The following is a 25,778-nucleotide window of genomic DNA, read 5'->3' as shown; positions in this document are numbered from 1 at the left end:
AAGGAGTTTAAACATGAAATTCCATGAATTTGGTGATAAGAATTTGCCTCCTATCTTACTGATACATGGCGGTGGCAGTTCTTGGTGGAATTATCTTCGTCAAGCACGGATTTTATCAAAAGGCTACCGTGTTATTTTACCTACTTTGAATGGCCATGGCGAAGAATATCCACTCGATTATGTTTCTACGGAAGATTCTGCTTTGGAGATCCTAGACTATGTCAAAGCAAACTGTGGTGGAAAGGTGTTTGCGATCGGTGGCGTTTCACTTGGTGGTCAAATTGCCATGGAGCTTTTGTCCTTAGACAGCGAGATAGCTGAGAAGGTCATCATAGATGGAAGCCTCTGTATTCCTCAACCAAAGCTAGCTAAAATCAGCATCTTTCTAGTATCATTATTTGGTAAACTGATGTTCAGTAAATTCTCTTGCAAACTTCAATTAAGCATGATGAACAAACTCTATCCTAAACTGGCTTATCCAGAGGAGATAAAAGCATATTATTTAAAGGATCTGCCAAGGACACCTATCAAAACATTGGTGACCATTTACAAAACCTATATGGGACGTTACAAGCTAAAGGAGACAATTTCTGCTAGTAAGGCGCAGGTTCTGTATATCTATGGTGAAAAAGAATTGAACTGTGTGAAAGCATCGGCGAAATTATTTCAGCAGCTCCATCCCAATACGATCCTGTATGAAGCTAAGGGCTATAACCACGGCTATTTATCAGCTTATCTACCTCAAGAGTGGATTGATTTGGTGGTGCCATTTTTGGAGAATAACGATTGATTATACTTTATTAATTTAGAAAGCAGAGTTTCATGAAAGTCAGAAAATATAGTCCCCTCAATTCCTTAAAAAAGATAGCAGATAATCTATGGATTGTGGATGGGGAAGAAGTACTGATGGATTTTAAATTCTTCAAAGTGCCTTTTTCAACTAGAATGACAGTTATCCGTCTACAGAACGGTGGTCTTTGGGTGCATTCACCGACTAAGCCTAATGACAATTTACTTTTTGAAATCAAGCGATTAGGTGAGGTAAAACACCTTATTGCACCCAATGTCTTACATTATAGTTATATAGATGAATGGCATCAACTATTTCCTGAAGCAAAAGTTTGGCTAGCTAGTGGTGTTCAAAAGCGTGCCAGAAAATCGGGAATGAGTTTGGATTATGGTCAGGAATTAAGCAAGGCCAATTGGAACGAAGAAATTCTTTTTACAACATTTGAGGGAAGTTTTTATGTAAAAGAGGTTGTTTTTTTCCATAATGAAAGTTCAACTCTGATTTTAACGGATCTTATTGAAAACATAGAAACTGAGAATGTATCGATTTTTGAAAAGCTACTGTTTAAAATAGGCGATAATCACTATCCAAATGGTAAAACACCAAGAGATTTAAGAATGACTTTTTTATTTAGTAAAAAACAGGCATTGAAGAGTTATCGTATAGTAAAGAAATGGGAACCTAAGAATATTATTATTTCTCATGGACCGTGTATAGTTGGACAAGCAAAAGAAATGCTAAACCAAGCGTTCTCTTGGCTAGAGAAATAGTAATTTACTATAAAGAAATTAATAAAATATATCTAATATAATTGACTACAATTACTTGGAGTTGTCAAATTAAGATGTGGAATCTACTTAAATTGTTGATTCTAGGAGGTATCAGATGACACGAGAGAAAGAATATAGATTAGCTATCGGTATCTCTTAATTAGATTTAGTGAAAGAAGAATCCATTTTTTACTTGATTCCCCTCTCTATCTTATGGTAGTATGTATATACAAATTGTATGTACAAAGGAGAGGTAGAAATGGCAAACACGAAAGCAGTGAATTTTCGAGCAGATGCGATGTTTTACCAAAAAACAAAAGAGGTGCTTGCGGATAAAAAAATTTCTGTGTCAGATGTCCTAAATGCAGTACTTCGAAAAATTGCTAATGGGACTGTGGATCCAGAAGAATTTGTTTCGAGTGATTTGCAGGACAAACAGTATCAGGTAGCCTTTGAAGATTTGAAGAAGGAGATTTTAGTGGGGCATCAGGAAATCGCTCAAGGAAAAGTTACTTCTGTAGCCGATGTGAGAAAGGAATTTGGTCTTGACTAACTTGAAACGTTATCAGGTCTTTCTTTCAGATCGTGCTAAGCAGGACTTGCGTGACATTCACGACTATATTCTTGTGAATTTTTATAGCCAGCAAGCTGCAGATGGCAAAGTCGATTTGCTATTGAGCGCTCTTGAGACCCTAGAACTCTTTCCAGAAGCCTGTCCTCTGGTATCAAGCCGGGGCTATGGTGAGATGACGAATGATGGAAAACCCTATCGTTATATGCCAATAGAGAACTATCTTACATTTTATTATATTGAGAAGCATAGGGTGTATGTTGCTCGTATCCTTAGTGCAAAGCAGGATTGGGTCAAGATTTTTTATAAGTAGGATGCGGAACCTCCATGTTAAAATCAAATAAGCTAATCATTTTTTTAATTTCTCTCCCCTTTCTGATGGTCATTGTTTTCTATTCTCTTAGTGAGCATCCTGGATACAGTGATGATGGGAATTTCGTCAGAAATCATGAGGCTGCTATTAAGAGTGAGATCATCGCACACTTAGCGCAGGAAAAGCAGGACATAGAATCTGTGACCTTATTACCAAATACTGCTAGGGGCGAGTATGATAATGGTGGTGATGTGAGTGGACATTACCATATCTATTTTACCGCCTACGTCAATCATAATCGCGAGCGAACGATAAGCGTAGAACTATTCTTCCCAGATGCCAGCATCCCCCCTTTCACCTTGTTTCCTCCCAACCCTTATAAAGACAAAGGCAAAAAGATGTCCAATTGGTTGATGGGAAATATTGAAGTATCGGAAGAAGCTTCTAAATAGAAATAAGAACAAGTAATGATGAATCGAATAGTAGATGATAAGATCACTCTTATCCCTTATTATAGGAATGATGACATCTCCCTTCTTTGGTATCAAGATAGTGAGGTTTGCAAACAAGTGGATAATACTGATCAGATTTACAATCTAACAAAACTTCATAAAATGTATGATTACCTAACTTCACATGGTTCTTGCTATTATATCCAATATGAGGGAGTGTTAGTTGGAGATGTGACACTTCAAGATAATTCAGAGCTTTCTATAGTGATCAGCAAAGAGTATCAAAATTTACAGATCGGAAGACGATGTATTTCTAAAATGATACAGCTGGCCAAAGAAAAAGAGATGGTTAAGGTAACTGCTCAAATTTATCCTTTTAATACCCAAAGTCAAAGAATGTTTTTGGCTTTGGGATTTCAGAAAGTAGATGAAAAGTTGTATGAATATACGTTGATATAGAACAGTTGTATATCTCCATATATATTAAGACTGTAATCTACTGTTTATAAAACAATGTTCATGAAAAATAGAGTTAAAGGGTACCTACTGATACATGGACAAGAGGTTTTTTCAGAAATCTAAAAATGAAGAGAACACCAACAGATGATTTTTTGTTGGTGTTCTCTTCATTTGATTTTACGATCTATCTCGCTTTTGCTTTAAAGTAAAAGCTGGCATGGAATTATTCAGGCATCTAGTTAGATTTTTGTTTATTCAACAGGAGGATAGATGATATTATTGCAATGCAAGATACAAGAATCAGATACCAAAGATTTTCAAGACCAAAACCATGATCTAGCATCAAGCGGTATCCCCAAGAAGCGGGGAAAAGACGCCCGATTGCTTGAAGAAAATCAGGCAGTAAGGTGATGGGAAACATGATTCCTGAGAGCATAATTGAGGGTAAAAATACAAGTTGCGCTATCATGGTCAGCTTTGCTTGATTTTTTACAGTAAGGCCCAGTATACTTCCGATACTCAACGATACAAAAATGTAGATGGCAAGCGCGAGAAAGAATAAGGGAAATTGACTTGGTAGACTTGCTTTAAATAAAATTGGAGCAAGTAGTAGGATCACTATGCAAGTCATTATCAAATGAACAAAGGCAGAGAGAACTATGGTCACCAATCCTAAATGAATAGGCACACCATTTGCTTTATAAATCTTTTTTATGTCGCTTCCGTATGTTTCAATCAAGGAAGGCGGTAAACCGAGAAAGGCTCCCATTGAAACACTCATGACAATCATTGACTGTATAAGTGTGCTACCCATTTCAGGCATAACGGAAGTAAAAATACCACCCATGAGAAGAAAGAAAATAATCGGTACAATATAGTAAGTAACCAAGAGAGACTTACTTCGTATGTCCAATTTCCACTGTAATGTTAGGCTATATAAAAAACCATTCATTCCAAACCCCTCCTTGCCATTTCAATGAAATGCTGCTCCAGTGTGCCACGATCAACCTTGATATCCAATATCTGGATATTTTTCTGTTTGCATTCTTCCAATAATGAAATTAAGCTATCCTCGATCGTATCTGTTTCAAAAGATTCCTCTCCGTCCCGGGTCTTTAAATGGATGAAATATTTTCTTCCCAACCTGTCTGTCAGTTCTGAAGGAGTACCACAAAAGACAATCTTTCCACTATTCAAAATAGCAATGCGGTCACATAGGGTTTCAACTTCGGCCATATCGTGGCTTGCCAAGACGATTGTCTTTTCCTGTGATTTGAGCTTTCGGATTTGTTCATGGAGAGATAGTCGTCCTTCAACATCAAGTCCCGCTGTCGGTTCATCGAGAAAAATAATATCCGGGTTACTGATAAGTGCAAGAGCAAGATGTAATCTCCTTTTTTGACCGGTGGATAATTCTATGTATTGCGACTGTTCAATTTCTTTTATTCCAAGGGCCTTTAGCATAGCATCATCAATGTATGTATGATTCCATTTTGCAAAGAGCTTTATGGCTTCCATTGGTTTGATGTGGACGGGTAGAGAGGAGAACTGTAGTTGAATTCCGGTTTTCCCATTTACAACTATAGTGCCTTCGTCATATTTTCTCAGACCTTCGATACATTCAAGCGTTGTTGTTTTACCAGCTCCGTTCACTCCGAGCAGAGCAAAGATTTCTCCTTGTTTGATTTGAAAATCGAGACCACTAAGAACCATATTGCTACCATAACTTTTCTTTAATCCAGAAACCTCTATTGCGTTTTTCATGGTTCTACCTCCTCAAAAGGATTTGTTCCAAGCCTTGAAAAATAGACTTGTAGGGCGGGTCCTATATAATCATTGACGATTTTTTGCTTTTCTTCCCAAGCGTTTGAGGCGGTATCAATAGTACCAACTTCCATCAACTTAGGAAGCATGCTCATATCACCATTTGTAAACTCCATAATCAAGCCCCAGTATTCTTTCACAACCTGTTGGCTTTGTTCGCTTTCAGCTGGTACGTTTTCTTTTTGAAGCTCTACGATTTGATCACTTAGGCGGTTCAATCTGTCCATAAAGTCAAGTCCGCTTTTCTTGTCAAATCGACTGCGTATCTGGTCGAGTGTATTATCATCAAAGCGCTTAATGAGAGAGTAGGAGTCATTCTTCATCTGTAGATTGACAATAATGTCTGCATACTTCTTAAAATTGACCGTCTGTATTTGTAAAACTTCTGCCTTTAACTGCTCTATTGCGACTAAAGAATCCTTAAGTTGTTCAATATTTTTACGAAGAATATCTGCTTGCTCTGTAAGAGCATTGGCAACATCATCAGGTGTTTTCAAAGAGATCAAACGCCCCTTTATATCCTTGAGAGAAAAGCCTAATGATTTTAATGATAGAATCTGATGGAGTAGCACTATATCTTTATCGGTATAAAGCCTGCGACCTCCCTCACTTTCTGCCGATGGGGAAAGCATCCCCTCTTTATCGTAATATTGTAGAGTACGGATGGTAACGCCCATTTTCTTAGCAAGTTCCCCAACTGTCATAAATCCTTCCGGAATTGCTCTATATTTAGCCATCATTACCCACCTCCTCATACCTATTATACATCATGACGTAAGGTCATAAACAAGGATTTTTAATAAAATTTAAACTGTAAATCTTTTAGCATTAATGAAGAATCTCATAAAAAATATAGACTTGATGAATTGGTGAGCTTGTTTTCTATTTCAAAAGGTTATTTGGTCCAATAATAAATATCTGATATGTGAGTGGAAACGTGTTATAATTGAGGATGAGACAAGAGGAGGTAAGCTGGTGAAATTTTTAGCAATCAATCCTATTTAGTAAAAATAATGCTTGAATCTCTATCCTCACGTGTTGAGTATATTAGTTTGCTAAAAAACTATCTTCTATCTAAATATTGAAAGGATTAATGATGTATCTATTAGAATTTTACCAAAACAATTATTCAAAAGATTTAGTCGTGTTTGATTCTTTAGAAGAGGGAAGAGCCTTTGTAGCGCAAATCCCGGGATATACTTTAGAAAAAGAAGATAGTTTTGATGTGGAGTATTTTAATCCAAAAAATCTACCGGATTATATGGAGATTGTCTTCAATGGAAATATTGTCCCTTTATCTAGATTTTCGTTTAATTCTGAGGAAAATGTGGACATTATTTGGAAAGAAATTTCGAATCTATCCGTTAAAAACGATAAAATGATCGAAGGGCACTCGCTAATCGACGCGTATGTCATTAACAACGATGAAGTGAAAGCCTATGTCGAAGCCAGAGAAGTAAACTTCTGCAAGGCGAAGGAATTCTTAGAGCGTAGTGGTTATGAAGTCGACAGAAGCTTTTTTGGAAGTGAAGACGGCGAAGCGATTCTCTACAGAAAAAGAGGCGCCGAAGATTGGCACTTCTTTTGTCACCTTGATCCTTTGTTTACAGAGATTGAAGATGTCGAAGAATATGTGAAAGAAGCGATGGAAGATATTCAATAGTCAAACAAAGTTCTTTGTGAGTGTATGCCACTGCTTGAGTAGACGGATTGATCAGTAAAGAGAAACATCTAGCACTATCTAGCTTCTTAAGGAGAAATATCTATCATGAAAATGGAAATCAGGAAAACCTATCTTGTAAAATAAGATTATCGCATTAATTCCTCAAGATATGATTAAACGGATTCCATTTTTTGTTAGAAAACATGCCATTACACGTACTGTTAAGAGAGTATCGCTCGAGTATCCAGACTTGTATGCAGTAGCTGAACAAGAAGGCCAACTTCCTGAAAAGGAAGCTCAAGAATTGCAACAAATTCTTACAGTTATTTTCCAAGAGAAAATGAACAAGCATAAGATTAAATAAGCTTTGAGATTTATCAATAAGATGTCGATTGAACATTAGGAGTTGAGAATGGCTATTGATGGCGTTAAAATCATTGACAGTGATCAAGGTTATGACATTTACAATGAAGTAGTCGGTCGCTATAGAGACGGTGAACATGTAGCGAATATCATCAAGGATATTCTCGATGCGGAAAAAGATTACTGTCAAACAGACTTTTTTACAGAAATTTATTGGACTGCTCTTGCTTATGCACTGTGGAAGATTGGTCACCTGACAGACGATATCAGAGATAAAACCTTGGAGCTTCTCAAAAAAGGGGCTGATCCATTTTGGTTGGAAATAGATTCAAAGGCTTTGAAGCAAAGGCAAAAGGTCTTGGATAAACTTGCTATCCAGTTGCAAACTGAAAATCCTAGACCTCTAAAGGTCACTAAAGCCAAAACTAAACGTAAACCTTATTTTGAAGAAGGAGATCTCCTTACTGTTAAGTTCCAAGATGAGTATGGTCTTGTCTTTGTATCTATGGTTGATCAGAGTCCTAGAAAGCTTGAGTATCATCTGGCTTGCACGCGCCTCTTACAGACAAAAAAGCCCACCATCGATGATTTTTTGACCAGTCAAATCTCCTGTAAGATGGACAATACCAAGTTTGCTCTCGTTACAGATTGCTGGTTCAATCACAAAGATTTAGGGCAATTATTAGAAAATATTGAAAAAATTGGACAGGTGAAACTTAGACCTTTTAGTCTTTGGATGCTAGCACCTGCCCAAAATTTAGAAGATATTTATGAAGAAATCACTAGAGATAAAGGTTCCTCTGGCCTTAGATTCATCGAAACCTATAAACTTGTCGAAGATATTTTTCCAGTTTAACGCTTATGTAATAAAAGGGGAAATGGTCAATCATTCCCATTGACTATGCTGGGCCCTGACACCATAACTATCTAGGGAACCATCTGAATTGAACTTGGCTTCAATCCGATATCTTTTCCAGAGGTCGTAATCTGCTGTTTGGATGGTTAGGATAAAGTTGGCATCTGTGTCAGAGACACTATAATCAGCCGGATTGACTTCAAAGATATCGATTAATTTTCGTGTTTGAAAGTCTTGGAGTTTGAGATTTGCTAGCTTGACATGATTGATGGAAATTTTTTCTAGTTGCTTGCTATCCTTAGGTGTTCTGTAATAGGTGATGACGCAGTTTTTGAGTTGATCAGTATCTCTTCCCGTAGGAGTAAGGCTCATAAAGCCACAGGACTGATCATCCCGCTTGACTTCAAGAAGCTGACCGTAGTAGAAGTGGTCGTTTTTGGGATTGGTGATGGAACTCTCTGCGCCTTTATCTCCAAAGGTATAGCCTTGGTCTAAAAGCTCGGAAGCCTTGGTTTCACCGATGATGACAGTGGTATCTTGAATGGTTACTGGAACTGGTTGAGCTGGAAGACCACTCATCATCATGCAGAACATAAAAACATAACTTGTTAAAAAAGCTGTCCCGATAACAGCGTTGGTTGATGCATAGACATGACTGTTATGAAAGTTTTTGCTTATAGCCAGTACAACAAATTTACCAATACTTTTTAAAACCATACTAACAAGTACGATGAAAAATTGTTTTTTCAAACATTCATAAATGGCTTGAGGAAAGCTATTACTATGATAGTAGAGGACAGCCAATACGAGTAGATTTACGATTAAATAGATCAGCAAGAACCAATGAATCTCTTTAAGGGCGTTAGCATCAGTGATTTCTTCATAGTCAACGTGAATTCTTCCTTGAACAGCATGGCCAAGTTTGTAAATCCATTTGGGAATGTCTTTGCCTTTTTTAACCGCAACTACAAGTCTGATATAGAGATAGATAGTAAAGGACAAGGATAGAAAGAAAAGAGCATAAAAACCCAAAACAATACTAGTGAACATTACTATTTCCCTTTATTTAACATTCAATAAAACAATTTCTTAGCTCCATTATAGCATTTTCTATAGAAATAGAGCTAGAAATATCAGTATTATCCTACAAGATTCAAAGGAGAAAAATCATGGGAATGATTGCCAATTATCAATATTTACCAGACAATGAATTAGAACAAATAAAAGCTCTTTCTAACCAAGAAGATGACTTGTTAGACTTTGCTGAGGACTCCGCTGACACTCATGATATCTTAATAGATATCGACAAAATGTGGGATGCTCTTCTCTTTGTTATGACAGGATTTAGTAGTTCAGAATTTTTGGATGACAATCCCTTGAGAGAAGCTGTTTTAGGGGTGACTCCTCTAGAGGATGTATCTGAATATATCGCCTATACTGAAAAATCGAGAATTGCGGCTATCAGTCAAGCTTTAGAAGAATTTGATATGGACAAGGCTTTGAAAGACTTTAGTATGGAAGCATGCAAGAAAGCCGACTTGTATCCTGATATTTGGGATTATCTTGAGGAAGAGGAAGAAATCAAGGATGATATTTTAACCTGCTTTGTCAAAATGAAAGACTTTTACAAGGAAATCTTAAACCACAAGGGGAATGTCTTAGTGACTATTTGTTAAGGTTTTTATATTCCATTAGAAAGGTAGTCCCATGAATCCATTTCTAGAAAAGTATATTACTTTAAAAAAGCAATACCTGGAACAAGATGGAAATTCTTCCAGTGTTGCGGCACTCTATGATTTGGCTGATGAATTAGCTAAGTCTGAGGATTTAGAAGCTAAAAAAGTCTTAGTTGACCTCTATGACCAATTGGGTCTCTACACTAGTGCCTATAGCTTATTTACCGAAATCTTAGATAAACCAGACCGAAAACAATTAAAGAAACTGAACCGTTTACAAGAAATGAGTCAGAGTCATGGCGATCGTTTTGCCCTTCCTCGTCCTCTAAGAAAAGAAGAGAAGAAGCAAAGACAGGACTTGTTAAAAAACTTGCCTCATTTTCTCTATCATCCAGATCCCTTAGCTACAGGTTCATTTGTTGAAGGAGAAGCCAAGCTTTGTCCATCTTGTGGGAATGAAAGTAATGTTTATTATGCTCTTAGACCCTATAGTATTGAAGAAATAGAACATCTCTGCCCAACTTGTATTGAAAGTGGGCTAGCAGCTAAGAAATTCGATGCAGAATTTATCCAAGATGCCGAGTGGCAAGGTGAATTGGATCCAGAAAAGAATCAGCTGCTTTTTTGTCAGACCCCAGGCTACTCTAGTTGGCAGGGAGAATATTGGCTTTCTTGTTGCCAAGATTACTGTGCTTACTTGGGTACAGTTGGAACTCGAGAATTGAAAGCTATGGGAATCGCTGAGCAAGTCTTGGCAGACTACGAAGCGCGTGAAGAATATAAAGATGTAGAAGATTACTTGGTTAAAGACGGGCCTATCTGTGGTTATTTGTTTAGATGTCTACATTGTCAAAAATACCAGATCTGGGTTGATGCAGATTAAATCGAAATGTGATTAGCTATGAAAATTAAAGAGAAGACTATGGATGAACTAGAATTATTTGAAGCTGCCTCCAAAGATTTGTTTGATACTATGCAGGGATTTAAAGACAATCTATCTGTTCAATTTCCCCTATTAGATAGTGATAACTGGCAGTATGATAAGGGATCGATAAAAGTTTGTAAGGCTGATGAGTCAGGATTCAAAAAAAGTTGTAGGGTCGGAATCAGCTACAACTTGAAAACCACGTTATCTAATGAAGATGCCGAGCAAATCTGGCTACTGTTTAAAAACTGGTTCAATACTAGCAGATTGAGTCAAGTTGAAAGAAATCCTAATAATGAGGATTTGGGAAGATATGTCTTCTCAGCAAGTTCCCCTCTAAGTGATCAGGTAGATTGTTCCATTTATTTGCCCAATGAGTGGAATATCCCTCAGATTAGCTTTTCAGGCTATCTAACAGCTCGTTATAGGGCTTGTGATCTTGATAAATAGCAAGAATAAGATGGAGGTTTTTTAGAGATGAGAAAGATTAATTGGGACAAGATAAAGACTCGCTTAGATGCCTTGCTAGTCATTGACGAATATCTGACAGATCCGAGTGAGGATTGGCTCAGACTCGTGATTAAGACTGAGGGAGACTATGGAGTCCGCTATCTTATTGATAATGGATCTGGTGATTCTTTAGATGTGATTTTGACTGATAAAATGATCCTTATAAAAGGCTTTGATCATGAAAGTAGTTTAAGCCAGTTTGGTGCTGACGAGTGGAATCAAGATATCATCGATAGTTTTTATAAAGGACTGGATGGAAAGTATGTCTCACTTTATTCAGAAGAACAAAAAGATGAAACAACCTTCTTTATCTGGTATGACGGTCACGCGCATCAACAGACTTACCAAGATCAGGATGGCGGAGAATGGTTGCTATCTTACCTCTTTGATAGCTTTGAGAGATTTCATGAGTTTGTGACAGATTATTATGAAATTACCGTAGATGAAGCCTTGTTAAGTAAACTATACAATCATGGATATCTTTCAGAAGTAGAATTGGTGCAATTAATTCATAATTCCTAGATTAGATAAAAAATCAGGCTTATTCTTATTTGGATAGGCCCTTAAAGCGATGGAATAAGTACATCTCAGTAAACTAATATGTACAGTGAGAAAGGATTTCCCTATGGGATTTTTCGATAGATTTAAAAAGAGAGATGATAGTTATAAAATAGAAAAAGTTATAGAGGTTATCACAAATATTTTAAAAGATATTCACTTAAAAAATTATGAAGATATAAAGAATTATGTTGACGAATTTGAGATTGACGATTTAAATGAATTCTTTGGATATGTTGAAAAAACACTTGAATTAAATGATTTTGACACGATTGATGAATATGGAGTGGCATGTAATTTCCATCCACCTTATGAGTATTCTCAATTGGAGATTTATGATTATAATGATCATTCTGGGTTTGCCGTTGACTATGAGATGACTTCTAATTCAGAATTAGTGGATATGACCCTTCAATTAGAATTTTTATATACCAAAGATGGCTATAAGGTGAGATTTCTTAATATTGATTCAGATTAGTAAGGACCCCCATGTTAAAATCGAATAAGCTAATTATTTTTTTAATTTCTCTACCTTTTCTGATGGTCATTGTTTTCTATTCTCTTAGTGAGCATCCTGGATACAGTGATGATGGGAATTTCGTCAGAAATCATGAGGCTGCTATTAAGAGTGAGATCATCGCACACTTAGCCCAGGAAAAGCAGGACATAGGATCTGTAACCTTATTACCAAATACTGCTAGGGGCGAGTATGATAATGGTGGTGATGTGAGTGGACATTACCATATCTATTTTACAGCCTACGTCAATCATAATCGCGAGCGAACGATAAACGTAGAACTATTCTTCCCCGATGCCAGCATTCCCCCATTTACCTTGTTTCCTCCCAACCCTTATAAAGACAAGGGAAAAAAGATGTCCAATTGGTTGATGGGGAATATTGAAGTATCGGAAGAAACCTCTAGATAGTATATAAAAGAAATCACAACGATAGCTACAGACGTCTATCGTTTTTTAATGCTTTTAAAGTTGAGAAAATAGTTTTAGGAAATGATGTCAAATATAGTTGACATCCGGCAACTAGTATTGTAAAATAAATGTATCAAATATATTTGACACATTTACATTTAGGAGGTGCCAAGTGAACCGTGTGAAAGAATACAGAGTCAATCTTGGACTTTCTCAATTGGCTTTGGCAAAAAGTATTGGAGTTTCCAGGCAAACGATTAATATGATTGAGAATGGGAAGTATAACCCTTCCCTAGATCTCTGTATCAATCTAGCAAAAGAGCTTGGGACGGATTTGAATTCTTTATTTTGGAGGATCGATGATGATGAATAAAAACTGGCAATTGAAATGTGTGAAAGCTTTCTACGATATTACAGGTGAGCTTGACGAATACAAGGAAAAAGAATTGAGTACTTTTGGGAACAACATGTACATGCTCTTTATGTCGGGAATTATCCTTGGATTCCTGCTCAGTTTCATGTTTAATACGGATTATGTCAGTGTGATCACGTTTTTAGTATTTTGCTACTCCCTGTACCAACAAGAGCAAGTGATTCATCGTTTGGAACTCGACATCTATGAGGTTTCAGAAGATGAAGTAGGAGAGGCAAAGAAAAAGATGCTAAAAAGAACTTTCCTTCAAACCTTGATTGTGATGGGACTAGCTATTTTTGTTGCGATTGGTCTTTGGAGAACAGGATTGCTACAAGAAAATAAGATAAGCTTTGAAATGTATTTCACTTTTATTTTCCCTCTTGTCATTGGGCTGATTACCATGATTAGTTTCTTGAGTAATTTCATTGCAAATAGAAGAAAAATCAAAGTGATCCGGGATTAGATCCATCAGAAATAAGACCGGTTATTTTTCTGATAAGATAGAGCTAAATGGAAATAGAAACCATTTATGATGAAAGAAAAAGTAAGAATGAATAGAATAGTAGACGAACAGATCACTCTTATTCCTTATTATAGGAATGATGCCATCTCCCTTCTTTGGTATCAGGATAGTGAGGTTTGCAAACAAGTGGATAATACTGATCAGATTTACGATGTAACAAAACTTCATAAAATGTATGATTACCTAACTTCACATGGTTCGTGCTATTATATCCAATATGAGGGAGTGTTGGTTGGAGATGTGACACTTCAAGATAACTCGGAACTTTCAATAGTGGTCAGCAAAGAGTATCAGAATTTACAGATCGGAAGACGATGTATTTCTGAAATGATACAGTTGGCCAGAGAGAAAAAAATGGTTAAGGTAACCGCTCAAATTTATCCTTTTAATACTCAAAGTCAAAGAATGTTTTTGGCTTTGGGATTTCAGAAAGTAGATGAAGAGTGGTATGAATATAAGTTGATTTAGGAAAGTTGTGTATCATATTATGTATTAAAATAATAGTCCGTATTTTATATACTAAAGAATATTAAAGTAAAAACAAACTCATTATAAAATCTAATTGAAATAGGAGAATAAATTGCCTATCTTCTATGTCTGTAACCGTTTTTTCTGCTATAATATCACTAGATAGAAATGTGGGAGTTTCAATCATGGTTACAAAACGGTTTTTGAAAAATGTTATTGTTACGCTGGTCTCGGTTTTTATGTCCTTGGCCGTTGTTCAAGGGGCTCAAGCTCAGCAAACGGGCCTCGATTACCAGAGCCTTCATCTACTGCCTTTTAATGGCAGTAAGCAGCTTGTACTGGGGGATTTTGATCATTTAGGTCGTGCGACCTCAGCCCATATTCAGCTTCAGGACAAGGATGAGCCAAAGAAAAAAAGAGAACCACGTCTCAACTATAATCCGGTTGGCTGGCACAATTATAAGATTGCTTATGGAAACAAAGGGAAGAAGGCCTGGCTGTTCCATAGAGGGCATCTGATTGGTTATCAATTTAGTGGACTGACCGATGAAGGGAAAAATCTGGTTCCTCTAACTGCCTGGACCAATACGGGGAATTATAAAGGGACAGCGGATAGTAATGTGGAGGGCATGCTCTACTACGAGAAACGACTCGATAGCTGGCTGGCCACCCACCCCAATTATTGGCTGGATTATAAGGTGACGCCTGTCTATACGGGGGATGAATTGATTCCTCGGCAGGTGACCTTGCAATATGTAGGAATTGATCGAGATGGCAACCTTCTACCAATCAATTTAAGTAGTCCCAAAGAGTCAGTAGATGCTTATGGGATTACCACCGTTACCTTGGATAACTACTCTAAGAATGCGACCATTGACTATCTGAAGGGGACTGCCAAGCCATCTTTAGTGCCGACAGAACCAAGTAGTCAACCTCAACCTGCTAGCCCTTCTGTAGAGACGCAACCAAGTCAAGCCCCTCAACCGAGTCAAGCAGTAGAGCCAGCTCAGCCAGTCCAACCTGTCGAGCCTGCAGCACCAACTCCTCAACTAGCTCCAGTGGTTTATGTGGCCAGAAATGGGAGTGCGGATGTTTATTGGTATTCTAAAGATAGCATGCCACGAAATACCAACTTTGCGAAAGTAGTTGAAATGTCAGAAGAGCAAGCGCTAAGTCTTGGAAAGCGGCATACAAGTAAGGAATGAGTATAAGTTATTTTGATAATGAGAAAGCCCAATTGCTGGGCTTTTTGTGTTGCATTACAATCTTAAAAAGCTTGTAATCTAAAATTATCTCTCAGAATCTTGCAAACGTTTTTATAAAGTAGTATACTAGAAATAGTTTATGGAATCGTTTGCATAAAACGGTAAATGATGAAAAGAGAGTATAGTAGGAGACGAGACAGATGGAATTAACAGCGATTTATCACAGGCCTGAATCAGAGTACGCCTATCTTTATAAGGATGGCCAGCTCCATATTCGCATCCGGACCAAGAAAGAAGATATCAAACGGATTGTCTTGCACTATGGGGATCCCTTTGTTTTTATAGAGGATCTTTATGAGGCAACTAAGGAAATGGACAAGGTGACGACAGACGACCTCTTTGATTATTGGCAAGTGTCGGTATCTGTCCGCCATGCCCGGATCCAGTACCTCTTTGAATTAGAGGACACAGCGGGAGAGAAGGTCTTGTACGGAGATCGGGGTGTGGCAGCCTACAACAAGGAGAACCTGGACTTCGTCATGAACGGTTTTAAGCTTCCCTTTATCCATGAGATTGATGGGTGTGCTGTTCCAGATTGGGTGGCTCAGACGGTTTGGTACCAAATCTTTCCTGAGCGCTTTGCCAATGGGAATCCAGCCATTTCCCCAGAAGGTGTTCGTCCTTGGGATGCCTCTATTGCTCCTCAAGTATTGGATTTCTTTGGTGGTGATTTGCAAGGGATCATCGATCACTTGGACTATTTGCAGGATCTAGGGATTACAGGGCTCTATCTTTGCCCGATTTTTGAATCGCCGAGCAATCACAAGTACGATACCATTGATTATTTTGAAATTGATCGACATTTTGGAGATAAGGAGACCTTCCGCCAGCTAGTGAAAGAGGCCCATGCGCGTGGGATGAAGATCATGCTGGATGCCGTCTTCAACCATATTGGCTATGATTCACCCCAATGGCAGGATGTGGTCATATACGGGGAGGATTCGATTTACAAGGACTGGTTCCATATCAAAGAGTTCCCTGTCTCCTCAGAAAATCTGTGGAATAGTCGCAACTTATCTTACCATGCTTTTGCCTTTGCGGGCTTTATGCCTAAGCTCAATACGGCTAATCCTGAGGTGAAGGCCTATCTCTTGAAGGTGGCGACTTACTGGATTGAAGAGTTTGATATTGATGCTTGGCGACTGGATGTGGCCAATGAGATCGACCATCAATTCTGGCGGGATTTCCGTAAAGCGGTCTTGGCCAAGAAGCCGGATCTCTATATCCTCGGGGAAATCTGGCATTCGTCCCAACCTTGGCTCAAGGGCGATGAGTTCCATGCGGTGATGAACTATCCCCTCTCTGAAAGTATCAAGGATTATTTCCTGCGGGGGCATAAGGAGACGCAACGCTTCATTTGGGAAATCAATAGCCAGTCCATGTATTACAGGCAGCAGATTTCTGAGGTGATGTTTAACCTCTTAGACTCCCATGATACAGAGCGCATCTTGACGACGGCCAAAGGGGATCTTCAGTCTGTCAAGTCTGCTCTCACCTTCCTCTATCTGCAACGGGGTACGCCTTGTATCTATTATGGGACGGAGCTAGCCCTCATCGGCGGCCCAGACCCGGATTGCCGGCGTGTCATGCCTTGGGAGCGCGTGTCAGCAGACAATGACATGCTGAACTTTATGAAGGACTTGATCCAGCTCCGAAAAGAAGTAGCGGGCGTTATCCAGCATGGTAAAGTGAGTCTGAAAGAAGTAGAGCCAGATGTAGTGGCAGTAGAATGGCAGCATGAAGGTCACATTCTCAAAGCCTACTTTAACCACTCTAAGAAAGAATTTGTATTAGAAAGAAGACAAGCAGATCTGATCAGCCATGGGACCATTTCCGATGATCGATTGATCATCCAACCAAATGGATTTGTTATTTATAGGGAAGATTAGTAAGAAAGAAGCCTGGAATCGAGAGATTGCGGGCTTCTTTTTATAAATAGTATCTTTATTCGCACCCTTATATTATAATAGGAGATGAGAAGGGGGGAGACGGTGATGAAGATGTTAGCAATCAATCCTATTTCGTTAAAAAAAAGAATGACAGAATTTCTGTTTGATTATCTTTTCATTTTAGCTTACCTAGTTCTTCTGTTTTTAGGTTCGATGCTTATTTACATCATCTTTTTTAATGGTGTCCCAGAGTTTACAGAAATTCAGTCGCAGTGGCTTGTATTTTTCACCTCTATTTTGCCAATCACGCTCCTTTTCACATTCTTTGATTATAAAAATGGTGGCAGTTTTGGGAAGGTAAAAGCGGGACTTGAATTGGTCTACCAGAAAAAAACAGTGCAGGCTAGCTTGATTAGAAATGTCATCAAATTTTTACCTTGGCAACTCGGTCATATGGGCACGATTCATGGTTTCTATAGTGATTTTGATGTGTTATCCATTATCCTCTCGTTTTCAGCAACTCTACTCGCAGTTTTGCTACTGGCAATGACAATGTTTAGAAATGATAAGAGGCATCTAGGAGACCTGCTAGCCCATACGCAAGTGCAACTAAAAGGTGACTAGGATGAAATGTTAGGCTGTCGATAAGAAAAAATGGAAACATAGCTAGGAAATAGGGCTATGAATGAGACTCTAGAATTCACAAATCTTTGTATGGTAAGAGACGGCGATAGAGTTCTTGTTATGGATCGTGAGAAAGAGTCTAGGCAAGGAATGACATTGCCTGGTGGTCCTGTCACAAATGTTGAGTCTTTTATGGAACCAACTCATTTTTTAACATCATTAAGAATGAGTTGCTATATTTAAACAGGGATTAATAAAACCGTTATTGAAGGATTCTATAGGAATTGTTTTGAGTGACTGGAGAAGTTAATTCTCCTAGTGTTGAGTGACAATATTGTTTTATTAAGCACAAAATAACAAATTAGACTAAAAACAAGTAAAGGTATTCATTATGAAAAAATTTTTGATATTTATTTTTACAATGTTTGGATTGATGTTAGGAATGTTAGCTATGATATATAATGAATATATTCGAGCTTATGAAGCGGCTCATCATAGATCAAGCTTTCCAGAACCGAAAGAAAATTTACTAGTACCAGTAAGTACAAGGGCATATGCAAAAGCTAAATCTTGGTCAGAGAAATCTCCTTTATCGAAGCAACAAATTAAAAATTATCTTACTAAGTATGGCAGGTATTCAGAGTATACTTCCCAGTCCGCTGTCAATAAGCTTAATATAGACTGGAAAGAGCAGGCTGTTTTAAGAGCAAAATCATATCAAAAGTTTCATTATTCAAAAGAAAAGTTAGTTGGGCAACTTGTAGATGTTGATCTATTTACTCCAGAAGAGGCTGACTATGCTATAGAAAAAGTTCATTTCGATTGGAAAGAGGAAGCTGTGAAAGAAGCGGAATCTTCTGCAAACGGTGGCAATATTTCGAAAGAAAGGTTATTAGAAATACTTGTTGAAAATAGAAAATTTACTCAAGAGGAAGCGGAGTACGCAATAGAACATGCTCAAGTAGATTGGTTAAATTAAACAATAATTTTACTATTGATTTGAAGAACTTAAAAGAGGCTGATGAATCTAAAATAGCTACGATAGAAAGTAATGAAAAGTGGCATAATGAAAATAAGGACACAATTTCTATTTATGATCGCTATTTGAACAGTGATGATTACAAAACAAGTCCAATGAAAAATATTCAAGATCAACTGAAAACATTTTTGATGGACCATCACTACTATGAGGTCGCTATTCCGCTGATTAGACAATTTAGTAAGAGTTACGATCATTATTATAAAAAACTAACTGAGGCAAGTGACTATTATTTAAAGCAAAAGGGTGATGCTCCACAGTAAATCGGAAATTAATATCCTTCATAAGATTTTACGATTAAGAGATAGAGTGAGGGATGACTTGCCCTTGCTCTATTTTTCGGTTCCTTTAGTTGTAGTTTTCACTACATAGGTGTATAATGTGTCCTTAGATAAACAAATGAGGAATTTACTATGGAATTAAAAGATTTTACAGAAAAAGAACAAGAACAAATCAACCAAGGTTTGAGTACAGCTGAGATTACTGATAAAGAAGCGGCGAAGAAGTTGCTCGCTTTAGTCCCGCAAGAATGGATCAAACGTATTCCATTCTTTGTCAGAGGGCATGCGACGACCAAGACAGTTGAGCGTGTAGCCAAGCAATCCCCTGAACTCTATGCCGTGGCTAAACGTCAAGGGGACCTTCCTGAAAAAGAAGGAGAAGAGCTCCGCAAGATTATGACAGCCATCTTTGAAGAAAAGATGAACAAACACAAGATTAAATAATCCTTTATTATTTTTTATCTCACATTGAACGAGTGATTGCAGTTGAAATGCAGTCACTTTTTTATTTACTAGCATAGAGACTTTTACACTAGTAAATAAAAATGAACAATATTTCATGGTATAATACTAATGAATGTAGTTCAAGAGGATGAAAGATTCCATTGGAAAAAAACAAGTAAAGGTAGTCATTATGAAAAAATTTTTGATATTTATTTTTACAATTTTTGGATTATTTGCAGGAATGCTAGCTCTGATGGCAATTGAGTATCAAATAAGTTATAATAAATGGATAAATTCACGTTCAGGATCACAGTTGACTAATCCTGTACAAAAATACTCTTCTTCAAGTGATGGAAATAAGGATGATTTAGAATCATCAAAACAAGAATACGCTTCTTCAAGTGATAGAAAAAATAAGGATGATTTAGAATCATTAATGAATATGTTTATGAAAAGACTATTTCCTCCAACTTTACTAGATCCAGATTATACATATGCATATGAAGAAGCTAAATCTTGGTCAAAAAAGCATTTATCGAAGGAGCAAATTAAAATTTATCTTACTAAGTATGGCAGCAGCTATTCAGAGGATGCTACTCAGTACGCTTTAAATAAGCTTAATGTAGACTGGAAAGAGCAAGCACTTTTAAAAGCAAAATCATATCAAGAGTTTCATTATTCGAAAGAAAAATTAGTTGAGCAACTTATAAATATTGAAAAATTTACTCAAGAAGAGGCTGATTATGCCATAGAACAAGGTAATTTCGATTGGAAAGAGGAAGCTGTGAAAAAAGCGGAATTTTATGCAAACGGTGGTAAGATTACGAAAGAAAAGTTATTAGAAAAACTTGTTGTATATAGAAAATTTACTCAAGAAGAAGCTGAGTATGCAATAGAACATGCAAAAATAGATTGGGATAACTAAAATATAAGAGTGATATGTTTTTATCTAAATGTTATTCCATTACAATCAAATTTATCAACAAACACATTTTTAACTTTTAGAACTATACAGAAAAAGAACAAGAACAAATCAATCGAGGTTTGAGCACAGCTGAGATTTCTGATAAGGAAGCGGCGAAGAAGTTGCTCGCTCTTGGCCCGCAAGAATGGATCAAGCGTATTCCTTTCTTTGTCAGAGGGCATGCGACAACAAAGACGATCGAACGTGTGGCTATGCGCTATCCTGAACTCTATGCCGTGGCCAAGCGTCAAAGAGACCTTCCTGAAAAAGAACGGGAGGAATTGCGTGTCATCATGACGGAAGTCTTTGAAGAAAAGATGAACAAACACAAGATTAAAAAATCTTATATAATACTTTGTTAATTTTTTATCACACAATTGAACGAGTGATTGTAGTTGAAATATTGCAGTCGCTTTTTTGTTTACTAGTATGAAGACTTTTACACTAGTAAATAAAAATGAACAATATTTCATGATATAATACTAATTAAAGTAGTTCAAGAGGAATAAAGTGTTTCATTGAAAAAGAGGTTATTATGGATTACAGAGAAATTATAAAAGAATGTGTGATTGAACTTGAGTCAAAATCATTTCTTTATTTAAAAGATACACTGATTGCTGATTATTTTGACTTTAAATTTATCCAAGATGGCTCAATCACAAGAGAGATTTTAGCAGAGAAAATTACTGACTATTTTGAAAAGGTTGAGTTAAAAAATAATAAAAAATTTGAAAAAATACTAGAATTCTATTTTAATCATTTAGAAAATTTCGTTGCAAAAAGAGTACCAGAAAAAACAACCAGAAAGAATAAGGATATAACGTCTGTTATAGTTCCAAGGACTAAAAGATATTTTGAAAAAGCTAAACAATTAAGAGCTTTAAAGTTTAATAATGTGAGACAAATAATAGATTATAATAGAATTTTGATGTGCCTTCTTGTAGAGATTGTAAAACAAAATAATAAAGAGGTTACCAATTTTGATTTTTCAACCAGGTGTCTTGATGAAATGATCATAATTCCATGTATGGAAAGTATATTAGAAGAAGATTTATTTTCAATTTTTAATAAAAAAAGTCAAGGAATCATAAAGGATAAAGGGTTCTATAGTTTCGAAGTTTGTTCATTAATTCTGTCCATTATATTTCTTAACAAGATCAAAGATGCAAGAATTATAGGAGAGTACAGTAATGAATAAAACACTAGTAATTGATTATTTGAAACAATTTAATCAGTTTAAAAACGATAAAGGAATTATTGAAATAGTTGTTAGAGGGCAAAAAAATAGAATCAAAGCATTTCAAAAAGTTGCATTAAGTGATATTGTACAAAAGGGAAATAAAGAGATTAGTGAAAAAGCAATTGGAGTTTTTAATAAAAATTTTTCCAATATGCTTAATGATCAAATGAATATATCTCAAATTACCATGCATAATATCCAACAACTTGCATCGGTAAGTAAATTAGGGATTGTGATGAATGGTTTAAACTTAGCAGCCACGAGTGCTGGATTCGCTATTATGTATGAAAAACTTGATAATATTAGCTCAGAGATGAAGCTTCAATTTGATGAATTAAAAAATGTAGTCAAACAGGAGCATGATGTTCGTGCTATTTATGAATTTGAAAAAGTTCTAGGTGAGTATACCGATATGCTTGATTGCAGACGTCGTCAACAGCCATATTCTGAAGAACAAATGCGTTTTTTAGTTCAAAAACTATACACTGCTTTAAAATTACTAACAGACTTATTTAGAAAAGACATTGCATCAAATAATCATCTACTAATCGTTTCCATCTTTTCACTTCTTTCAATGTTTACTGTTGCTTTAAAATATTTTGATGAGCAATATTATTTTAATAATCATAATATTCTAATAGATACAGATGTTTGGCATTCGTCACATGATAAATGGATGAGCATCTATAATGAATTAACTGAAGAGTGGTTTATAGAGAAATTGCAGGATTACGCTGTATTTGAGACGGATTTAGATACTATTGGCGTCGATATATATTATACTGAACTAATTGATAGAGTTAATGAAGCTTTTCAGGAAGTTGTCGATAATCAGGAATTGATTAAGTGTGTAGGAGAAATTCATGTTTTGGAGGCTATCCGTGAAAACAGTACAAGAGAAATGAAAGAACTGATAGATGAAACTATTAGAGATACCTTTAAAGATCAAGATAGTAAAGAAATATCAGATATCTACAAGAATGTAATAAAACAAGCAGAGCTTCTTTTGGTGTGAGGAAACCTATGAATATTGATATTAAAAATTCCCTTGATAGCTTATTATTCATCTGTAATACAATCAAGACATCTTCAAAAGATATAGAAGATATAGATAGGATGATGATAGAAGATATTTTATCTTTTATTCATTACATTTCTAGTGAGGATTCAGAAGAAAGAATATCTCTTTTTAAAATTACATATCTAAACACTTCATACTCTGACCTTTATCCGAAAGTTCAAGAGATAGAAACACCTAGATTTTTTAAATTACTTTTTAATCTTAGTAAAGAAATAAGTAGTAATAGGGTTTCACATATTGAGTCATTATTTATTTCAACAATCTATGAAATTGGAAAGTACTACTCTTTAAATAAACAAGATGAAAATACTGTTGATAAAGAAAAATTTATGAATTATTTAAAGATGCTTAAAGAGTACACTGAGTTAAATAAAGAATCTCAAAATATTGCTTTTGAAAATTTAGATAATAGTATAATAAAAAATGAAGAAATACATAATAAGACATCAATTGATGGTAATAAAAAAGATGACGATCAAGAAGAATCTTTGGAGGATTTATTAAATGAACTGAATGAATTGATCGGTCTAGCAGGTGTAAAAGAAGAGGTGAGCTCTTTAGTAAATATATTAAAAATTAATAAATTAAGAGAAAGTAGAGGGTTTAAGGTACCCCAAGTTTCTAAGCATTTAGTTTTTTTGGGAAATCCTGGGACAGGCAAAACAACAGTTGCAAGACTACTTTCAAAAATTTATAAAAAATTGGGTGTGTTAGAAAAAGGACAATTAGTTGAAGTTGATAGATCTGGTTTAGTAGCAGGATATGTTGGACAAACTGCAATTAAGACTCAGGAGAAAATTAATGAAGCTATGGGAGGAGTACTATTTATTGATGAAGCCTATACTTTGGCTAAAGGAGAAAATGATTTTGGACAAGAATCTATTGATACACTTTTAAAAGCCATGGAGGACCAGCGTGAAGATTTTGTTGTAATTGTTGCGGGTTATTCAGAGCCCATGAATAGATTTTTAGAATCAAATCCAGGTTTAAAATCTCGATTCAATAAAAGTATTACATTTGAAGATTATTCACCAAATGAACTTCTAGATATTTTTGAGTTGTTCTGTAAATTAAATGATATGAGATTGTCTAGCGACGCAAGGGATTATTTAACACAATACCTTAGCAAATTAAGTAATGAAAAAAGTGAGAACTTTGCAAATGGTAGAGAAATGAGAAATCTTTTTGAGAAGGCTTTTACCAACCAAGCGAATCGATTGTCACAATATAATGATATTTCTGATGAAGAATTAAATATTATAAAGTCTGAAGATATTATTGTTCATTAAGAATGATCTTCATATACTATTGTTTTTATTGAAAAATTAAGCTTGTTTGACATAAAAAAGATAATATTAGTTTTCTGAATTCCAGAATTCTAATATTGTCTTTTTTCTTATTAGAGTAGATCGCCAACTTTTCATCAGTCAATAACACCGCAGCTATTTTAATGCTAGCATTCTCAGTGTAAAAGTAAAATGTTTTTTCTTTCTGTTTCAATCTGTTTCTTGTTATAATGAACTTAAGAAACTTTAAAATAAATGATTCTTACAACAATCATTAGAAGGAACCATTTTATGAAACCATCTAAAAAAATCATGCTCCTTACTAGCTGTGCCTTGGCGATCTTTGCTTTAGCGGCTTGTGGTAGCAACCAAAAGCAATCCAAGGAAAAGCAGGCAAGTTCTACTGTGCAGAAATCTAGTTCGGATAAGGAGCGCTACAAGGGCACCTACAGCAACCTCAATAGCAAGGCAAGTGTCGAAGAAGTGCGGAGTCTTTTGTCTGCTTATTTGGATCAGGACAGTGTAGACAAGTTTTTGGGTCTAGTAACAGATTACGATAGCATTGTCGGCTCGGTCGGTTTGACGGGTGACTTCAGTACCTTCAAGAAAACAGACTACAATGTTGAGAAGATCAGTGACTTGTGGACCAAGAAAAAGGGCGATTTCGTCGGGACCAACTGCCGGATCAATAGCTATACTCTTCTGAAGAATCGCATCGAGATTCCTAAGATGAAAGCGGATAGTGAACTTTTATTCGTGGACAATGATGCCATTGACAAAGGGAAGATCTTCGATGAGGCAGACAAGGAAGCCTTTAACATTCTGTATTCACGGGTTCCGACAGAGGCGACAACGGATGTCAAGGTCCATGCCAAGAAGATGGAAGAATATTTTGCTCATTTCAAGTTCAATGAAAATGCGCGCATGCTTTCTGTTATCGTTCATGATAACCTGGATGGAAATACCCTTTTTGTCGGCCATGTCGGCGTTTTAGTTCCTGCAAAGGACGGCTATCTCTTTGTCGAAAAGCTGACCTTTGAAGAACCCTATCAAGCCATCAAGTTTACGACCAAGGAAGATGTCTACAAATACTTGGAGACCAAGTACCAAGACTACACAGGCGAAGGTCTGGCTAAGCCCTTTATCATGGATAATGAAAAATGGGTTGAGATGAAGTAGAGGATGAAAGACAGCGTGTTAGAATTTAGAAAGATAATGGAGTATGCTCCGATTCTATATGTGCTCATTTTCTTGCTCGTTTTCACTGTTCTCCTTTTCCTGAGAAGAAGGGCAATTGTGAGACGTAGTGGAGGTCCCTTCTTTGCTCCTTTCCATATTAGCTATGGAATCTTCTATATCCATGTCGCTCTGTGTTTCAGTCGTCGCAGGATCCCGCTGAAAGAGATCAAGCAAATCACCTATGCAATTTTTCGTGGACGATCTGGTGGCGGGGCTCGCTATGCTTTCTATATCGAGCTTAGAAACGGAAAGACTATTCCCTTCTTTTTTGGAAAAAGTAAGCGGAATGAAGCTCTGGTTGAGAAGCTCAAACGAAATGCTGGCAGGTATGGGTTTAAGGTAGATAGCACTGGAAATTAATTG

General features: G+C 36.4%; 35 protein-coding genes. 31 read left to right on the top strand and 4 right to left on the bottom strand.

Going from position 1 to position 25,778, the window contains the following annotated elements; translation table 11 throughout:
• Nucleotides 1–13: 13 nt before the first annotated feature.
• The 6 genes from O3646_RS03235 to O3646_RS03210 all read left to right on the top strand — a co-directional run bounded on the left by O3646_RS03235 (nucleotide 14) and on the right by O3646_RS03210 (nucleotide 3,355).
• Nucleotides 14–790 (top strand): alpha/beta fold hydrolase, encoded by a 777-nt coding sequence (locus O3646_RS03235; protein WP_247926244.1) that lies wholly within the window; start codon nucleotides 14–16, stop codon nucleotides 788–790.
• Between the two features lie 32 nt (nucleotides 791–822).
• Nucleotides 823–1,560: a DUF4336 domain-containing protein gene (locus O3646_RS03230; RefSeq protein WP_023917879.1), complete on the top strand. Its 738-nt coding sequence runs from the start codon at nucleotides 823–825 to the stop codon at nucleotides 1,558–1,560.
• Between the two features lie 259 nt (nucleotides 1,561–1,819).
• Nucleotides 1,820–2,113, top strand: coding sequence for a hypothetical protein (locus O3646_RS03225; RefSeq protein ID WP_023917881.1), 294 nt, complete (start codon nucleotides 1,820–1,822; stop codon nucleotides 2,111–2,113).
• The gene (locus tag O3646_RS03220) at nucleotides 2,106–2,444 is read left to right on the top strand and encodes a type II toxin-antitoxin system RelE/ParE family toxin (protein ID WP_247926245.1); all 339 of its coding nucleotides are present in this window, start codon (nucleotides 2,106–2,108) and stop codon (nucleotides 2,442–2,444) included. Before O3646_RS03225 ends, O3646_RS03220 begins: the two co-directional genes overlap by 8 nt.
• Nucleotides 2,445–2,458: 14 nt before the next feature.
• Nucleotides 2,459–2,896, top strand: coding sequence for a hypothetical protein (locus O3646_RS03215; protein ID WP_254727686.1), 438 nt, complete (start codon nucleotides 2,459–2,461; stop codon nucleotides 2,894–2,896).
• Nucleotides 2,897–2,911: 15 nt separating this feature from the next.
• Nucleotides 2,912–3,355, top strand: a complete 444-nt coding sequence (locus O3646_RS03210) for a GNAT family N-acetyltransferase (protein WP_371610532.1) — start codon at nucleotides 2,912–2,914, stop codon at nucleotides 3,353–3,355.
• Nucleotides 3,356–3,590: 235 nt separating this feature from the next.
• Here the strand turns inward: O3646_RS03210 and O3646_RS03205 are convergent, their stop codons facing one another.
• Genes O3646_RS03205 through O3646_RS03195 form a run of 3 tightly spaced genes read right to left on the bottom strand, consistent with a single transcriptional unit; the run spans nucleotide 3,591 to nucleotide 5,919 of the window.
• The gene (locus tag O3646_RS03205; RefSeq protein WP_023917887.1) at nucleotides 3,591–4,307 is read right to left on the bottom strand and encodes an ABC transporter permease; all 717 of its coding nucleotides are present in this window, start codon (nucleotides 4,305–4,307) and stop codon (nucleotides 3,591–3,593) included.
• The gene (locus O3646_RS03200) at nucleotides 4,304–5,119 is read right to left on the bottom strand and encodes an ABC transporter ATP-binding protein (protein ID WP_023917889.1); all 816 of its coding nucleotides are present in this window, start codon (nucleotides 5,117–5,119) and stop codon (nucleotides 4,304–4,306) included. The genes O3646_RS03205 and O3646_RS03200 overlap by 4 nt, the downstream gene beginning before the upstream one ends.
• Nucleotides 5,116–5,919 (bottom strand): MerR family transcriptional regulator, encoded by an 804-nt coding sequence (locus tag O3646_RS03195; protein WP_371610531.1) that lies wholly within the window; start codon nucleotides 5,917–5,919, stop codon nucleotides 5,116–5,118. Before O3646_RS03195 ends, O3646_RS03200 begins: the two co-directional genes overlap by 4 nt.
• Before the next feature lie 356 nt (nucleotides 5,920–6,275).
• Here O3646_RS03195 and O3646_RS03190 point away from each other — a divergent pair, with 356 nt between their 5' ends.
• From O3646_RS03190 to O3646_RS03180, 3 genes are all read left to right on the top strand, one after another.
• Nucleotides 6,276–6,842 (top strand): hypothetical protein, encoded by a 567-nt coding sequence (locus O3646_RS03190; protein ID WP_371610530.1) that lies wholly within the window; start codon nucleotides 6,276–6,278, stop codon nucleotides 6,840–6,842.
• Between the two features lie 169 nt (nucleotides 6,843–7,011).
• Nucleotides 7,012–7,206: a hypothetical protein gene (locus O3646_RS03185; protein WP_371610529.1), complete on the top strand. Its 195-nt coding sequence runs from the start codon at nucleotides 7,012–7,014 to the stop codon at nucleotides 7,204–7,206.
• A gap of 48 nt (nucleotides 7,207–7,254) precedes the next feature.
• Nucleotides 7,255–8,061, top strand: coding sequence for a hypothetical protein (locus O3646_RS03180; protein ID WP_371610528.1), 807 nt, complete (start codon nucleotides 7,255–7,257; stop codon nucleotides 8,059–8,061).
• Nucleotides 8,062–8,091: 30 nt separating this feature from the next.
• Here the strand turns inward: O3646_RS03180 and O3646_RS03175 are convergent, their stop codons facing one another.
• On the bottom strand, nucleotides 8,092–9,111 hold the full coding sequence (locus O3646_RS03175) for a hypothetical protein (protein ID WP_371610527.1): 1,020 nt from the start codon (nucleotides 9,109–9,111) through the stop codon (nucleotides 8,092–8,094).
• Between the two features lie 119 nt (nucleotides 9,112–9,230).
• On the opposite strand from O3646_RS03175, the gene O3646_RS03170 reads away from it, so the two are divergent.
• The 22 genes from O3646_RS03170 to O3646_RS03065 all read left to right on the top strand — a co-directional run bounded on the left by O3646_RS03170 (nucleotide 9,231) and on the right by O3646_RS03065 (nucleotide 25,775).
• Nucleotides 9,231–9,737, top strand: coding sequence for a YfbM family protein (locus O3646_RS03170; RefSeq protein ID WP_371610526.1), 507 nt, complete (start codon nucleotides 9,231–9,233; stop codon nucleotides 9,735–9,737).
• Between the two features lie 31 nt (nucleotides 9,738–9,768).
• Nucleotides 9,769–10,620, top strand: a complete 852-nt coding sequence (locus tag O3646_RS03165) for a CbrC family protein (RefSeq protein ID WP_371610525.1) — start codon at nucleotides 9,769–9,771, stop codon at nucleotides 10,618–10,620.
• Between the two features lie 18 nt (nucleotides 10,621–10,638).
• On the top strand, nucleotides 10,639–11,112 hold the full coding sequence (locus tag O3646_RS03160) for a hypothetical protein (RefSeq protein ID WP_371610524.1): 474 nt from the start codon (nucleotides 10,639–10,641) through the stop codon (nucleotides 11,110–11,112).
• 27 nt (nucleotides 11,113–11,139) lie between these two features.
• Entirely contained in the window at nucleotides 11,140–11,694 is a 555-nt protein-coding gene (locus O3646_RS03155) for a hypothetical protein (protein ID WP_371610523.1), read from the top strand.
• Nucleotides 11,695–11,797: 103 nt separating this feature from the next.
• Nucleotides 11,798–12,208: a hypothetical protein gene (locus tag O3646_RS03150; protein WP_371610522.1), complete on the top strand. Its 411-nt coding sequence runs from the start codon at nucleotides 11,798–11,800 to the stop codon at nucleotides 12,206–12,208.
• An 11-nt stretch (nucleotides 12,209–12,219) separates the two neighbouring features.
• Nucleotides 12,220–12,657 (top strand): hypothetical protein, encoded by a 438-nt coding sequence (locus tag O3646_RS03145; protein WP_049513956.1) that lies wholly within the window; start codon nucleotides 12,220–12,222, stop codon nucleotides 12,655–12,657.
• A 172-nt stretch (nucleotides 12,658–12,829) separates the two neighbouring features.
• Nucleotides 12,830–13,030: a helix-turn-helix transcriptional regulator gene (locus O3646_RS03140; RefSeq protein ID WP_003003382.1), complete on the top strand. Its 201-nt coding sequence runs from the start codon at nucleotides 12,830–12,832 to the stop codon at nucleotides 13,028–13,030.
• Nucleotides 13,017–13,535, top strand: coding sequence for a DUF3278 domain-containing protein (locus tag O3646_RS03135; RefSeq protein ID WP_037615666.1), 519 nt, complete (start codon nucleotides 13,017–13,019; stop codon nucleotides 13,533–13,535). The genes O3646_RS03140 and O3646_RS03135 overlap by 14 nt, the downstream gene beginning before the upstream one ends.
• Before the next feature lie 87 nt (nucleotides 13,536–13,622).
• Nucleotides 13,623–14,063 (top strand): GNAT family N-acetyltransferase, encoded by a 441-nt coding sequence (locus O3646_RS03130; RefSeq protein ID WP_049513988.1) that lies wholly within the window; start codon nucleotides 13,623–13,625, stop codon nucleotides 14,061–14,063.
• A 185-nt stretch (nucleotides 14,064–14,248) separates the two neighbouring features.
• A complete protein-coding gene (locus O3646_RS03125; protein ID WP_371610521.1) occupies nucleotides 14,249–15,268 on the top strand; it encodes a DNA/RNA non-specific endonuclease in 1,020 nt (339 codons plus the stop codon).
• Nucleotides 15,269–15,468: 200 nt separating this feature from the next.
• Nucleotides 15,469–17,217 (top strand): glycoside hydrolase family 13 protein, encoded by a 1,749-nt coding sequence (locus O3646_RS03120; protein ID WP_371610520.1) that lies wholly within the window; start codon nucleotides 15,469–15,471, stop codon nucleotides 17,215–17,217.
• An 84-nt stretch (nucleotides 17,218–17,301) separates the two neighbouring features.
• Nucleotides 17,302–17,841 (top strand): RDD family protein, encoded by a 540-nt coding sequence (locus O3646_RS03115; protein ID WP_049483183.1) that lies wholly within the window; start codon nucleotides 17,302–17,304, stop codon nucleotides 17,839–17,841.
• Between the two features lie 391 nt (nucleotides 17,842–18,232).
• A complete protein-coding gene (locus O3646_RS03110; protein WP_049483180.1) occupies nucleotides 18,233–18,820 on the top strand; it encodes an Ltp family lipoprotein in 588 nt (195 codons plus the stop codon).
• Nucleotides 18,808–19,143, top strand: coding sequence for a hypothetical protein (locus tag O3646_RS03105; RefSeq protein ID WP_003006842.1), 336 nt, complete (start codon nucleotides 18,808–18,810; stop codon nucleotides 19,141–19,143). The genes O3646_RS03110 and O3646_RS03105 overlap by 13 nt, the downstream gene beginning before the upstream one ends.
• Nucleotides 19,144–19,293: 150 nt before the next feature.
• Nucleotides 19,294–19,605: a hypothetical protein gene (locus O3646_RS03100; protein ID WP_049485929.1), complete on the top strand. Its 312-nt coding sequence runs from the start codon at nucleotides 19,294–19,296 to the stop codon at nucleotides 19,603–19,605.
• A 148-nt stretch (nucleotides 19,606–19,753) separates the two neighbouring features.
• The gene (locus tag O3646_RS03095) at nucleotides 19,754–20,530 is read left to right on the top strand and encodes an Ltp family lipoprotein (RefSeq protein ID WP_371610519.1); all 777 of its coding nucleotides are present in this window, start codon (nucleotides 19,754–19,756) and stop codon (nucleotides 20,528–20,530) included.
• Between the two features lie 119 nt (nucleotides 20,531–20,649).
• The gene (locus O3646_RS03090; RefSeq protein WP_023917901.1) at nucleotides 20,650–20,931 is read left to right on the top strand and encodes a hypothetical protein; all 282 of its coding nucleotides are present in this window, start codon (nucleotides 20,650–20,652) and stop codon (nucleotides 20,929–20,931) included.
• A 173-nt stretch (nucleotides 20,932–21,104) separates the two neighbouring features.
• Nucleotides 21,105–21,767: a hypothetical protein gene (locus O3646_RS03085; protein WP_023917903.1), complete on the top strand. Its 663-nt coding sequence runs from the start codon at nucleotides 21,105–21,107 to the stop codon at nucleotides 21,765–21,767.
• Nucleotides 21,760–22,824, top strand: coding sequence for a hypothetical protein (locus O3646_RS03080; protein ID WP_070505662.1), 1,065 nt, complete (start codon nucleotides 21,760–21,762; stop codon nucleotides 22,822–22,824). Before O3646_RS03085 ends, O3646_RS03080 begins: the two co-directional genes overlap by 8 nt.
• 8 nt (nucleotides 22,825–22,832) lie before the next feature.
• Nucleotides 22,833–24,179 carry an AAA family ATPase gene (locus O3646_RS03075; protein ID WP_023917906.1) on the top strand — a complete coding sequence of 449 codons (1,347 nt, stop codon included), beginning with the start codon at nucleotides 22,833–22,835 and terminating at the stop codon, nucleotides 24,177–24,179.
• 288 nt (nucleotides 24,180–24,467) lie between these two features.
• On the top strand, nucleotides 24,468–25,355 hold the full coding sequence (locus tag O3646_RS03070) for a DUF4300 family protein (RefSeq protein ID WP_371610518.1): 888 nt from the start codon (nucleotides 24,468–24,470) through the stop codon (nucleotides 25,353–25,355).
• 3 nt (nucleotides 25,356–25,358) lie between these two features.
• Nucleotides 25,359–25,775, top strand: coding sequence for a hypothetical protein (locus tag O3646_RS03065; protein WP_272143606.1), 417 nt, complete (start codon nucleotides 25,359–25,361; stop codon nucleotides 25,773–25,775).
• Nucleotides 25,776–25,778: the final 3 nt, after the last annotated feature.

This window comes from Streptococcus sp. 27098_8_148, assembly GCF_041432105.1.
Taxonomy (GTDB): domain Bacteria; phylum Bacillota; class Bacilli; order Lactobacillales; family Streptococcaceae; genus Streptococcus; species Streptococcus parasanguinis_AE.
This window is presented reverse-complemented; position numbering and strand designations above follow the sequence as displayed.

Bases quoted from the DNA above. Each gene is read 5' to 3' on its own strand.
- O3646_RS03235 (WP_247926244.1), top strand. From the start codon at position 14: ATGAAATTCCATGAATTTGGTGATAAGAATTTGCCTCCTATCTTACTG.
- O3646_RS03230 (WP_023917879.1), top strand. From the start codon at position 823: ATGAAAGTCAGAAAATATAGTCCCCTCAATTCCTTAAAAAAGATAGCA.
- O3646_RS03225 (WP_023917881.1), top strand. From the start codon at position 1,820: ATGGCAAACACGAAAGCAGTGAATTTTCGAGCAGATGCGATGTTTTAC.
- O3646_RS03215 (WP_254727686.1), top strand. From the start codon at position 2,459: ATGTTAAAATCAAATAAGCTAATCATTTTTTTAATTTCTCTCCCCTTT.
- O3646_RS03210 (WP_371610532.1), top strand. From the start codon at position 2,912: ATGATGAATCGAATAGTAGATGATAAGATCACTCTTATCCCTTATTAT.
- O3646_RS03205 (WP_023917887.1), bottom strand. From the start codon at position 4,307: ATGAATGGTTTTTTATATAGCCTAACATTACAGTGGAAATTGGACATA.
- O3646_RS03200 (WP_023917889.1), bottom strand. From the start codon at position 5,119: ATGAAAAACGCAATAGAGGTTTCTGGATTAAAGAAAAGTTATGGTAGC.
- O3646_RS03195 (WP_371610531.1), bottom strand. From the start codon at position 5,919: ATGATGGCTAAATATAGAGCAATTCCGGAAGGATTTATGACAGTTGGG.
- O3646_RS03190 (WP_371610530.1), top strand. From the start codon at position 6,276: ATGTATCTATTAGAATTTTACCAAAACAATTATTCAAAAGATTTAGTC.
- O3646_RS03185 (WP_371610529.1), top strand. From the start codon at position 7,012: ATGATTAAACGGATTCCATTTTTTGTTAGAAAACATGCCATTACACGT.
- O3646_RS03180 (WP_371610528.1), top strand. From the start codon at position 7,255: ATGGCTATTGATGGCGTTAAAATCATTGACAGTGATCAAGGTTATGAC.
- O3646_RS03175 (WP_371610527.1), bottom strand. From the start codon at position 9,111: ATGTTCACTAGTATTGTTTTGGGTTTTTATGCTCTTTTCTTTCTATCC.
- O3646_RS03170 (WP_371610526.1), top strand. From the start codon at position 9,231: ATGGGAATGATTGCCAATTATCAATATTTACCAGACAATGAATTAGAA.
- O3646_RS03165 (WP_371610525.1), top strand. From the start codon at position 9,769: ATGAATCCATTTCTAGAAAAGTATATTACTTTAAAAAAGCAATACCTG.
- O3646_RS03160 (WP_371610524.1), top strand. From the start codon at position 10,639: ATGAAAATTAAAGAGAAGACTATGGATGAACTAGAATTATTTGAAGCT.
- O3646_RS03155 (WP_371610523.1), top strand. From the start codon at position 11,140: ATGAGAAAGATTAATTGGGACAAGATAAAGACTCGCTTAGATGCCTTG.
- O3646_RS03150 (WP_371610522.1), top strand. From the start codon at position 11,798: ATGGGATTTTTCGATAGATTTAAAAAGAGAGATGATAGTTATAAAATA.
- O3646_RS03145 (WP_049513956.1), top strand. From the start codon at position 12,220: ATGTTAAAATCGAATAAGCTAATTATTTTTTTAATTTCTCTACCTTTT.
- O3646_RS03135 (WP_037615666.1), top strand. From the start codon at position 13,017: ATGATGATGAATAAAAACTGGCAATTGAAATGTGTGAAAGCTTTCTAC.
- O3646_RS03130 (WP_049513988.1), top strand. From the start codon at position 13,623: ATGAATAGAATAGTAGACGAACAGATCACTCTTATTCCTTATTATAGG.
- O3646_RS03125 (WP_371610521.1), top strand. From the start codon at position 14,249: ATGGTTACAAAACGGTTTTTGAAAAATGTTATTGTTACGCTGGTCTCG.
- O3646_RS03120 (WP_371610520.1), top strand. From the start codon at position 15,469: ATGGAATTAACAGCGATTTATCACAGGCCTGAATCAGAGTACGCCTAT.
- O3646_RS03115 (WP_049483183.1), top strand. From the start codon at position 17,302: ATGAGAAGGGGGGAGACGGTGATGAAGATGTTAGCAATCAATCCTATT.
- O3646_RS03110 (WP_049483180.1), top strand. From the start codon at position 18,233: ATGAAAAAATTTTTGATATTTATTTTTACAATGTTTGGATTGATGTTA.
- O3646_RS03100 (WP_049485929.1), top strand. From the start codon at position 19,294: ATGGAATTAAAAGATTTTACAGAAAAAGAACAAGAACAAATCAACCAA.
- O3646_RS03095 (WP_371610519.1), top strand. From the start codon at position 19,754: ATGAAAGATTCCATTGGAAAAAAACAAGTAAAGGTAGTCATTATGAAA.
- O3646_RS03085 (WP_023917903.1), top strand. From the start codon at position 21,105: ATGGATTACAGAGAAATTATAAAAGAATGTGTGATTGAACTTGAGTCA.
- O3646_RS03080 (WP_070505662.1), top strand. From the start codon at position 21,760: ATGAATAAAACACTAGTAATTGATTATTTGAAACAATTTAATCAGTTT.
- O3646_RS03075 (WP_023917906.1), top strand. From the start codon at position 22,833: ATGAATATTGATATTAAAAATTCCCTTGATAGCTTATTATTCATCTGT.
- O3646_RS03070 (WP_371610518.1), top strand. From the start codon at position 24,468: ATGAAACCATCTAAAAAAATCATGCTCCTTACTAGCTGTGCCTTGGCG.
- O3646_RS03065 (WP_272143606.1), top strand. From the start codon at position 25,359: ATGAAAGACAGCGTGTTAGAATTTAGAAAGATAATGGAGTATGCTCCG.